We start from the raw sequence: 8,988 nt of genomic DNA on the forward strand, positions 1-8,988 counted from the left end.
CCGGCGTGATGATGAGCGTCGTGATGACCGGCCGCGTGGGCCCCGCCCTTACGGGCGGGATGACCGGGACCGTGGTGAGCACCGTGGCCACCGGGATCGTGAGCAGGTGCGTCGGCTGCCCATCCCGGAGGACGTCACCGGCATGGAAATCGACCGCGATGTCCGCCAGGAGCTGATGAGCCTGCCGAAGACGCTGGCGGACGATGTGGCGATGAACCTCGTCATGGTGGCCCGGCTGCTGGACGAGGACCCGGAGCAGGCGTACGCCTACGCCAAGGTGGCTCTGCGTCTCGCCTCCCGGGTGGCGGCGGTGCGTGAGGCGGCAGGCTTCGCCGCGTACGGGGTCGGGAAGTACGCGGAGGCGCTCGCTGAGTTCCGTGCCGCTCGCCGGATGACCGGGGCGTCGCACCTCTGGCCCGTCATGGCTGACTGCGAGCGTGGTCTCCGCCGGCCCGAGCGAGCTCTGGCGATGGCGGGGGAGGACGAGGTGCGCAAGCTCGACAAGGCCGGTCAGGTCGAGATGCGGCTTGTCGCCGCCGGAGCCCGTCGTGACATGGGCCAGGCCGAGGCCGCCGTGGTGACGCTGCAGAGCCCGGAGTTGGCGTCCAGTTCCTCGCAGCCCTGGACCGCACGGCTGCGCTATGCCTACGCCGACGCGCTCCTGGAGGTCGGTCGTGAGAGCGAGGCGAGGGAGTGGTTCGCCAAGGCCCTGGAGGCTGACCAGAGCGGCGCGACGGATGCGTCCGACCGCCTGGCGAAGCTGGACGGCGTGGAGTTCATCGATGCGCTGGACCCCGAAGCTGAGGACCTTGCTGAGGAACCGGAGCAGAAGCCAGGTGACTCGGCCGGAGGATGAAGCCGGTGCGCCCGTGCCGGAGGCCCGCAGCGGCAGTTTTCGCTAAGGGCTCTGCTCCAGGGCGCCGGGCAGTCCGTCACCAGGGCTGGGCGCTGCGAGACTGCGCAGTACCAGCCCGGTGGCCGGCTTCGGTCCGAAGGACGTGGACTTGCGGGGCATGGTGACGCCCTGCTCGGCGAGTTCGCGGACGGTGTCCTCCCGTACGGGGCGCATGAGTACCGCCGTACCGCCCAGGCGCTCCGCCTGGGCGACGGCGGACTCCGCGTCGTGCAGGTAGCCGATGTCCGCCGGGTGATCGGGGACGCGCCAGACGCAGTCCAGCAGAGCGGAGTGCAGGACGGTTGCGTCCAGCCGGCGCCAGGTCTCCGGAAGGTCCGGGCGGACCGCCCGCTTGAGCAGCCCGGGGTCCGGGCGGTCGAGCAGATGGAAGGCCCCGGCGCCGGCCACGACGAAAGCATTCCCTTCGGCGCGCTCCAGCGTCCGGAGGGCCGTGGGCAGCGGGCCGTCGATCGGCCGCGCACGGAATGTGCCGTTGAGGCGTGCCAGGGCGTCGGCGACCGGCAGCCGGCCGAGGACCCGGTGGATCGCCCGCACCCGAAGGGGATATCGGGCGGTGTCGACCAGGAGGACCAGTCCGTGGTCCCACGGAGGCCGCCCGCCGTGCTCGCGGTCCAGCCTGAGATAGGTGGCCCAGCGGTGGTGACCGTCACTGATCAGCGCCCGTCGCCGCTTCAGATCGCGGTCGATCTCCGTGTGGTCGCTCGTGTCGGTCACGGTCCAGAGCCGGTGTGCGAATCCGTCCTCGGTCGTGGTGGCGAGCAGCGGTGAGCGGTGGACCGTGCGTTCGATCACGGCGGTCGCGCCGGTGGCCGTGCCGTCGCCGCGGTAGGACAGCAGCAGCGGTTCCAGGTTGGCCGCGGTCTCCCGCATCAGCGCAGCCCGGTCCGCGACCACCTCCGGCATGACATCCTCGTGCGGCAGGACAACGCCCTCGTCGGGTGGGGTGAGCTGGAGGGCACCGATAAGACCGCGCTGCAGCAGGTCGCCCTTACGCTGCTCGTACACGTAGAGGGCCGGGAGCGGGTCCCGGGCCAGGACGCCGTCGGCCTGCCAGCGCCGGAGCGTCTCGGCAGCGTTGCGGTGGGCGGTGGCCGGATCGGCGGCCTGCGGAAGAATGAGCCGCACGATGTTGTACGGGTCGGCCGTCTCCAGTGCGTGGACACCGTCCGGCCGCACCACCACGTCATAGGGCGGTGAGGTGACGGCAGCCAGGCTGCTGATTCGGTCCGGTACGTAGCGCAGGGCGTGGAACGGGGCGAGCCGGAGGCCGTCAGCATGCATCTCCGCATCGTATGCGGCCGTTTCCGGCGCCTTGTGGCGGACCGGGTGGGAGGCGGGCCGGCAGGGTGGGGGATGATCGTGGGGCTATGGCTGAAGCTGACTCGACCCAAGACGCGTACCGCGTCGCGTATCTCCCCCGGGGCGCGGCGGATTCGTTGAGCACGTGCTACGACACGGCGCTGCTCGACCTGGACGGGGTGGTTTACACGGGTGGTGAGGCGGTGCCGTTTGCGGTGGAGTCGCTGCGGGCCGCACGGGCGGAGGGCATGCGGCTGGCGTATGTGACGAACAACGCCGCCCGTACCCCGCAGACAGTGGCGGACCACCTGACCCGGCTGGGTGTTCCGGCCGCTGCGGAAGAGGTGGTGACCTCCGCGCAGGCCGTCTCCCGGCTGATCTCCGAACAGGTGCCCGCGGGGGCGCGGGTGCTGTGTGTGGGGGGCGAGGGCCTGCGGGTGGCGCTGCGGGAGCGGGGCCTGCGGCCGGTGGAGTCGGCGGACGAGGACCCGGCCGCTGTGGTCCAGGGGTACGGGGGGCCCGACCTGCCGTGGGGGCGGCTCGGTGAGGCCGCACTTGCGGTGAACCGCGGGGTGCCGTGGTTCGCGTCCAACACGGATCTGACGATCCCCGGTCCGCGGGGCATCATGCCGGGGAACGGGGCAGCCGTGGAGGTGGTGCGGATTGCGACCCGGCACACCAGAACTCCGCAGGTGGCGGGCAAACCGCTGCCGCCGATGCACAGGGAGACCGTGCTGCGTACCGGGGCGCGGCGGCCGTTGGTCGTCGGGGACCGGCTCGACACGGACATCGAGGGTGCGCACAACGGGAAGGTCGATTCGCTGCTCGTGCTGACCGGGGTGACGGACGCGGCTCAGTTGCTGGCCGCACCGCCCGAGCACCGTCCGACGTATGTGTCGGCCGACCTCCGTGGTCTTCTGGTCCCTCAGCCGGCTGTGCAGGTCGACGGCTCCGGTCACCGGTGTGCGGGCTGGCTGGCGACGGCCGGCGCCGAAGGACTGGAGCTGACGGGCGGGGGCGAGGCGGTGGACGGTCTGCGAGCGCTGTGCGGGGCGGCCTGGTCGGTGGTGACGGGGTCGCCGGTCTCCGGGCCGGCCACCGACCGGGCGCTGGCCCGGATCGGTCTCTGAGCGCCACCCCTGGCAGGGACGGGCGCCGGTGCCCGTGGACATCGCCCACCAGAACGAGATCACCGCAGACCTGGTCGAGGAGGACTTCCGTCTCCCCTGTCGGGTGATCGCCGGCCCGGAGACCGGCACGCCGCTGGTGGTGCCCTCGGGACGGCGCCGTACCCGGACGGTCACCGGGTAGCGTCGGGTCCATGAACGAGCCCGAGCCCTCCGCGGACGGCAGTTCCGCGGCACACACCCCTCGTCCCGGAACGGTGTCCGGGACCCCGGCCGGCCCCGGACCGGCCGCCGGATCCCCCGCCGGACCGGCTCCCGGGCCGGCCGCGGACCAGGCACCCGCCCGGACCCCGGGGCCAGCAGGGGAGCCGGACCTGGACGCGCCCGGCGAGACGGAGCCGGACGTCGCGGCGGCTCCGGAAACCGCCGAGGTTCCTGGGCTGCCCGACGAGGGACCGCAGCCGCTGGGTGTCGCCCTCCTGCCGACCGGTCACGGCGAAGTGGATGCCCGGCTCAGCCGGCTCACCGAAGCCGACCACCTTGCTGTTCCGGCCCACTTGGAGGTGTACGAGGATGTACACAGCGGCCTGCGTGAGACGCTGGCCGCCCTTGACCAGCGGCCCGGCCCGCCGCCCGCCGCCCCGCCAGAACCCAGGAGCTGAACCGACCGTGGCAGCAGCGACCCGCCGCCGACTCAGCCGGCTCGACGCGGAGCTCGTCCGCCGCAAGCTGGCCCGCTCCCGTGAGCACGCCAGAACGCTCATCGAGGCAGGCCGGGTGACCGTCGACGGGACGACCGCCGGCAAGCCCGCCACCCAGGTGGCCACCGCCGCCGCGCTGGTCGTCCGCGAGGACGGCAGCGGTCCGGACTACGTCTCCCGCGGCGGTCACAAGCTGGCCGGGGCTCTTGATGTCTTCGTGCCGCGCGGCCTACGGGTCAAAGGCCGCCGCGCCCTGGACGCCGGAGCCTCCACCGGCGGCTTCACCGATGTACTGCTGCGGGCCGGGGCCGAACATGTCGTCGCCGTGGATGTCGGCTACGGCCAGCTCGCCTGGCCGCTCCGATCCGACGGCCGGGTGACCGTGAAGGACCGCACCAACGTCCGCGAACTCACCCCGGCCGATCTCGACGGGCCTCGCGTGGATCTCGTGGTCGGGGATCTGTCGTTCATCCCGCTCGGCCTGGTCCTGCCCGCGCTCGTGCGGTGCGCGATGCCCGACGCCGACCTGCTGCTGATGGTGAAGCCGCAGTTCGAGGTCGGCAGGGAACGGCTCGGCAGCGGCGGCGTCGTCCGCAGCTCCCGGCTGCGTGCCGAGTCGGTACGGACCGTCGCCGGACATGCGGCGGCCCAGGGCCTCGGGGTGCTCGGCGTCACGGCGAGCCCGCTTCCGGGACCCTCCGGGAACGTCGAGTACTTTCTCTGGATGCGGGCCGGGGCGCCGGAACTCGACCCGGCCGTGGTGGACCGGGCAGTGACGGAGGGGCCGCAGTGACCAGCACCGCAGACGTACGCACCGTTTTTCTGCTCGCGCACACCGGGCGCCCGGCGGCCGTCAGAAGCGCCGAACTCGTCGTCCAGGGACTGCTCCGGCACGGCATCGGCGTACGCGTTCTCGCCGAGGAGGCGGACGACCTTCCGTTGCCCGCCAGCGTCGAGCGCGTGGAGGTCACCACCGGAGTGGCGAACGGCTGCGAACTCCTCGTCGTACTGGGCGGCGACGGCACCCTGCTGCGCGGGGCCGAATTCGCCCGCGCCTCGGGGGTGCCGATGCTGGGTGTCAACCTCGGCCGGGTCGGGTTCCTCGCCGAGGCAGAGCGGGACGATCTCGACCAGGTCGTGGACCGTGTCGTCACCCGGGACTACGAGGTCGAGGAACGGATGACCCTCGATGTCACGGTCACCGGAAACGGCGACCGGGTGTACACGGACTGGGCGCTGAACGAGGCCTCGGTGGAGAAGGCGGCCCGGGAGCGCATGCTGGAAGTCGTCATCGAGGTCGACGGCCGCCCGGTGTCCGGTTTCGGCGGCGACGGTGTGGTCTGTGCCACGCCCACCGGCTCCACCGCCTACGCTTTCTCGGCGGGCGGGCCGGTCGTCTGGCCGGAGGTCGAGGCGCTGCTGATGGTGCCGATCAGCGCGCATGCGCTCTTCGCCAAACCCCTCGTCACCGCGCCCGGTTCGGTCCTCGCCGTGGAAGTGCAGCCGCGCACCCCGCACGGCGTGCTCTGGTGCGACGGGCGGCGCAGTGTCGAACTGCCCGCCGGCGCCCGCATCGAGGTGCGCCGGGGCGTCGTACCCGTCCGGCTGGCCCGGCTTCACCGGGCGCCGTTCACCGACCGGCTGGTGGCCAAGTTCGCCCTGCCGGTGTCCGGATGGCGCGGCGCGCCCCGATAGCGACAGGGCCGTTGCGGGGGTATCCGTCGCCGAGGAGCCTCCGGACCTCGTATGGTCGTATGCGTGCTGGAGGAGATGCGGATCAAGGACCTGGGCGTGATCGACGATGCTGTCGTCGAGCTGTCCACCGGATTCACCGCGGTGACGGGAGAGACAGGCGCGGGCAAGACCATGGTGGTCACCAGCCTCGGACTGCTGCTCGGCGGACGCGGAGACGCCACGCTGGTGCGAAACGGGGCGGGAAGCGCCGTCGTGGAGGGGCGGATCAGCGTTCCACCTGGCGCGCCGGCGGCCGAGCGGGCGGTGGAGGCCGGGGCGGAGCTGGACGACGGGGCCCTGCTCATCAGCCGCAGCATTTCCGCTGAGGGCCGCTCCCGGGCGCACATCGGCGGACGCTCGGTGCCGCTGGGGCTGCTGGCCGAGATCGGCGCCGATCTCGTCGCGGTGCACGGTCAGACCGACCAGCAGGGGCTGCTGCGCCCCGCCCGGCAGCGGCAGGCCCTCGACCGGTACGCCGGTGAGGCGGTGGCCGTTCCGCTCGCCGCCTACCAGGATGCCTACCGGCGGCTGCGGGCGCTGTCCGGCGAGCTGACCGAGTTGACCGCGCTGGCCCGGGAGCGGGCCCGGGAAGCCGACGCGCTGCGCTTCGGCCTGGACGAGATCGAAGCTGCGGAGCCACGGCCCGGAGAGGACACCGAGCTGACGTCCGAGGCCGAGCGGCTGGGCCACGCCGACGCCCTGGCCAACGCCGCGACCCAGGCTCACGGCGCGCTGGTCGGGGACCCGGCCGACCTCGAGGACGTCGATGCCGCGACCCTGGTCGCCGGGGCGCACCGCGCGCTGGAAGCGGTGCGGGCCCACGACGCGGCGCTGGCCGGCCTCGCCGACCGGATCGGCGAGATCGGCATCCTGCTGTCCGACGTGGCGGGGGAACTGGCCGGGTACGCGGACGACCTGGACGCCGACCCGCTGCGGCTGGCCGCCGTCGAGGAGCGGCGCGCCGTCCTCGCCCATCTCACCCGCAAGTACGGTCCGGACATCGACGCCGTGCTGGCCTGGGCCGAGCAGGGCACCGCCCGTCTCACCGAGCTCGACAGCGACGACGACCGGATCGCGCGACTCACCGCCGAACGCGATGCCCTGCACACCGAACTCGCCGGCCTCGCCCGCACCCTGACCGGGGCGCGCACCGAGGCGGCGAAGCGATTCGCCGAAGCGGTGACGGAGGAGCTCGCACATCTCGCCATGCCGCACGCCCGGGTGCACGTGGACCTGCGGCACACCGACGCGGCCGACGGGGAGGACGGAGTCGACATCGGTGGCCGGACCGTCGCGGTCGGCCCGCACGGAGCCGACGAGGTCGAGCTGCTGCTCGCGCCCCATCCCGGCTCCCAGCCGCGTCCGGTGTCCAAGGGGGCCTCCGGGGGCGAGCTCTCCCGGGTCATGCTCGCCATCGAAGTCGTCTTCGCCGGTGCCGCGCCCGTTCCCACGTACCTCTTCGACGAGGTCGACGCGGGGGTCGGTGGGAAGGCAGCGGTCGAGGTCGGCCGCCGGCTGGCCCGGCTCGCCGATTCCGCTCAGGTCGTCGTCGTCACCCACCTGCCGCAGGTGGCGGCCTTCGCCGACCGCCACCTGGTGGTGGAGAAGACGGACGACGGATCGGTGACACGCAGCGGTGTGCAGTCCGTGCACGGGGAAGGCCGGGTCCGCGAACTGTCCCGGATGCTGGCGGGGCAGGAGGACTCCCGGCTGGCCCGGGCCCATGCCGAGGAACTGCTGGCCACGGCAGCCCGCCTCGGTTCCCCGGCCGCCGCCCGGACGGAAACCGCCGGGTGACCACCGCGGGACCACCGGGCCGGTAGGACACCTGGCCGGGTGGTTCGGAGGGATGAGCTGACCGGGCGCACGGTGTCCGGGGACGCCGCCTGTCGGGTGATGCCACGCCCGGCCGGCCTCGCCCCTTCGAGGTTTCGCAACCACCCGTGGGAACAAAGGATTTGAGGGGCGAGGACACGGTGACGGCGAGGCGGCCCCGGGACATCTCCGGGCCGGCTGGGTGGCGGTCGGTACCGTGCCGCCGGGTGCTGCTGGCATTCTTGACGGCACCTCTCCCTCCCGGACCAGGAGCGCGAACCGCTGTGAGCACCACTCCTCTGTCGCCCCGTGCCCGTGGGCCCCTGCATGTCGTGCAGTTGGTGGGCGCGGGCAGCGCTGGCACCGGCGAGCACGTGCGCTCCCTGGCCGCCGGGCTGGTGGCACGCGGCGTTCTGGTCACCGTGTGCGCCCGGCCCGGGGTGGCGGAGCGCTACGGGTACTCCGGCACGGGCGCCCGGCTGGCCGTCCTGCCGTTCCATGTCCTCTCGAGGGCGATCACGCGGGTACGGGCAGTTTCCGCCGACGCCGACCTGGTGCACGCCCACGGGATGCGCGCAGGTCTGCTGGCCGCGCTGGCGCTGCGGCGCCGTGGCCTGCCGCTCGTCGTCACCTGGCACACCCGGTCCGCTGTCGGCGGGGCCCGGTCCCGGCTGGGACGGTTCGGTGAGCGCCGGGTCGCCCGCGCCGCATCGGTGGTGCTGGGGGCGACGTCGGATCTGGTGGAGCGGGCCCGCCGGAGGGGCGCCCGGGACGCCCGGCTGGCGCCGGTGGCCCTGCCCGGTCCGTGGGAGTCCGCCGAGGGGGGCGAGGGGGAGCCGGACCCGCACAAGATCCGGGCGGCCCTGGGGGCGGCCGGCCATCCGCTGATCGTCACCGCGGGCCCGCTCACCGCCGACCAGGGCCACCATGTGCTCCTGACCGCGCTGCGCGGGCTTGGCCCGCAGCCTCCGTTGCTCCTCATCGTGGGGGAGGGGCCTGAGCGTGCCGTCCTGCAGCGCCGGATCGACCGGGAGCGGCTGCCGGTGAGGCTGCTGGGTGACCGGGAGGACCTGCCGCAGCTGCTGGCCGCGGCCGATGTGATGGTGCTGGCGTCCCGCTGGGAAGCTCGCTCCGCCCCGGCCCAGGAGGCCCTGCGCCGGGGTGTTCCGTTGGTGGCCACCGAGGTCGGCGGCACGCCGGAGCTGGTCGGCGGGGCCGCCGTGCTGGTGCCCTTCGGAGACCCCGAGGCCCTCGGGGCGGCGGTCGCCGGGCTGCTGGCCGATCCTGCGCGCCGCAGGGCGCTGGCTGAAGCGGGACGGCGCAGGGCCGCTCGCTGGCCGACCGAGCACAGCACGGTGGCACAGGTGCTCAGCATCTACGACGAGCTGACCGCCCC

The 8,988-nt window shown here is 73.5% G+C and carries 8 protein-coding genes and 1 pseudogene; 8 read left to right on the forward strand and 1 reads right to left on the reverse strand.

The window, feature by feature from the left end:
• Window positions 1-106: 106 nt before the first annotated feature.
• Window positions 107-856, forward strand: coding sequence for a hypothetical protein (locus PJ985_RS22865; RefSeq protein ID WP_271685798.1), 750 nt, complete (start codon window positions 107-109; stop codon window positions 854-856).
• A gap of 42 nt (window positions 857-898) precedes the next feature.
• Here the strand turns inward: PJ985_RS22865 and PJ985_RS22870 are convergent, their stop codons facing one another.
• Window positions 899-2,197, reverse strand: coding sequence for a DUF1015 domain-containing protein (locus PJ985_RS22870; RefSeq protein ID WP_271685799.1), 1,299 nt, complete (start codon window positions 2,195-2,197; stop codon window positions 899-901).
• Between the two features lie 86 nt (window positions 2,198-2,283).
• Between PJ985_RS22870 and PJ985_RS22875 the strand changes: the two genes are divergently transcribed.
• From PJ985_RS22875 to PJ985_RS22905, 7 genes and pseudogenes are all read left to right on the forward strand, one after another.
• Window positions 2,284-3,345: an HAD hydrolase-like protein gene (locus tag PJ985_RS22875; protein ID WP_271685800.1), complete on the forward strand. Its 1,062-nt coding sequence runs from the start codon at window positions 2,284-2,286 to the stop codon at window positions 3,343-3,345.
• A 58-nt stretch (window positions 3,346-3,403) separates the two neighbouring features.
• Window positions 3,404-3,526, forward strand: a pseudogene (fecE, locus tag PJ985_RS22880) (Fe(3+) dicitrate ABC transporter ATP-binding protein FecE); the annotation flags it as partial.
• Between the two features lie 10 nt (window positions 3,527-3,536).
• Window positions 3,537-4,004, forward strand: coding sequence for a hypothetical protein (locus PJ985_RS23410; protein ID WP_333909891.1), 468 nt, complete (start codon window positions 3,537-3,539; stop codon window positions 4,002-4,004).
• 7 nt (window positions 4,005-4,011) lie between these two features.
• Window positions 4,012-4,836 carry a TlyA family RNA methyltransferase gene (locus PJ985_RS22890; protein WP_271685801.1) on the forward strand — a complete coding sequence of 275 codons (825 nt, stop codon included), beginning with the start codon at window positions 4,012-4,014 and terminating at the stop codon, window positions 4,834-4,836.
• The gene (locus PJ985_RS22895) at window positions 4,833-5,738 is read left to right on the forward strand and encodes an NAD kinase (protein ID WP_271685802.1); all 906 of its coding nucleotides are present in this window, start codon (window positions 4,833-4,835) and stop codon (window positions 5,736-5,738) included. Before PJ985_RS22890 ends, PJ985_RS22895 begins: the two co-directional genes overlap by 4 nt.
• 51 nt (window positions 5,739-5,789) lie before the next feature.
• Window positions 5,790-7,574, forward strand: a complete 1,785-nt coding sequence (gene recN, locus PJ985_RS22900) for a DNA repair protein RecN (RefSeq protein ID WP_271685803.1) — start codon at window positions 5,790-5,792, stop codon at window positions 7,572-7,574.
• A gap of 302 nt (window positions 7,575-7,876) precedes the next feature.
• Window positions 7,877-8,988, forward strand: a 1,112-nt coding sequence (locus PJ985_RS22905) for a glycosyltransferase family 4 protein (protein ID WP_271685804.1), incomplete at its 3' end; no start/stop codon positions are given.

Origin of the sequence: Streptomyces sp. ACA25 (assembly GCF_028200735.1) — a bacterium.
In the GTDB taxonomy this organism is placed as follows: domain Bacteria; phylum Actinomycetota; class Actinomycetes; order Streptomycetales; family Streptomycetaceae; genus Streptomyces.